This window comes from Vibrio nomapromontoriensis (assembly GCF_050337205.1).
GTDB lineage: Bacteria > Pseudomonadota > Gammaproteobacteria > Enterobacterales > Vibrionaceae > Vibrio > Vibrio nomapromontoriensis.
Window position 1 is genome coordinate 1 of record NZ_JAKJSS010000046.1, and the last position, 956, is coordinate 956.

A 956-nucleotide genomic window follows, 5' to 3' on the forward strand; every position below is an offset into this window, starting at 1 on the left:
TCAAATGGTAATGGAACTCACATAGCCTTTAATGCTTGCAATCAAGAGGCAGTTGATAACTTTTACGCAATAGCTGTTAAGTTAGGTGCAATATGCGAGGGGAAGCCAGGTTTACGCCCAGAGTATGGAGAAAGCTACTACGCTGCTTTTGTCCGAGACCTTGATGGTAACAAGATAGAAGCGGTTTCAATGTAGTAAGTCGTAAGGCATATAACAAATGCTTCAAGTGGATTCGTAACGCTTGGCAATTTTGGTGTAACTGTCGACTTATGTGTTTACGGTGGTCAATTTAAGTTTGGTGGTGCGTCACTCACCACTTAAGCAGGCGTTAGTTGCACTTAGAAATTTAGTGGTCAAATCATTGCCCCTTTGGCTATGCAGCGACAAGCCCCACTGCTTAACTTTCTTTCCGGTGGCAGCGTCAATTAGCCGTTCGCTTTAGCAATCGAGGTTTCGCGGAACTGCTTTTTATGTCCGTCCGTGAGCAGCAGAAGTAACATCTTCCTCAACCCGCTTTTCAGTGACTTCGGTGGTGTCTTTTTCGCGCCAACTCGCATTAATCGAAAGATGTCAGTTCTGTCAGCTATCAAGTATGGCTTGGTGATAGTAATTTAGTTTGCGGCAAGCAGTTAGCATCTTGGTGCAATTAAAAGAATAAGGGCGTAGGCAACTAACAAACTACTCAAGTGGACGCCATAAGCTTGGCGGTTTTGGTTTGAAGTTAAGTGCGCTTGGTAAGTTGGTCGTTAGCGCCACTTAGCAGGGCGTTATGCATTTTAAATAAAGGTAAAATATGAGCGATAAAGTACCATGTAGGGAATGTGAAGCAATGGTTTTACCTAGCACCGCTAAACGTACATGCGGTCTTTGCATGCCTTGCAAAAACGGTACTCGTAGGAGTATGAATGCTGCAAAAAAGCGTGCCGACAAAGAGAAAGAACTAGAAAGAACATGCC

Annotated in this window: 1 protein-coding gene; it reads left to right on the forward strand. The window is 44.0% G+C overall.

Annotated features, from left to right (window positions below):
* Nucleotides 1-195, forward strand: a 195-nt coding sequence (locus L4D05_RS24030; RefSeq protein ID WP_428795501.1) for a VOC family protein, incomplete at its 5' end; no start/stop codon positions are given.
* Nucleotides 196-956 lie beyond the last annotated feature (761 nt).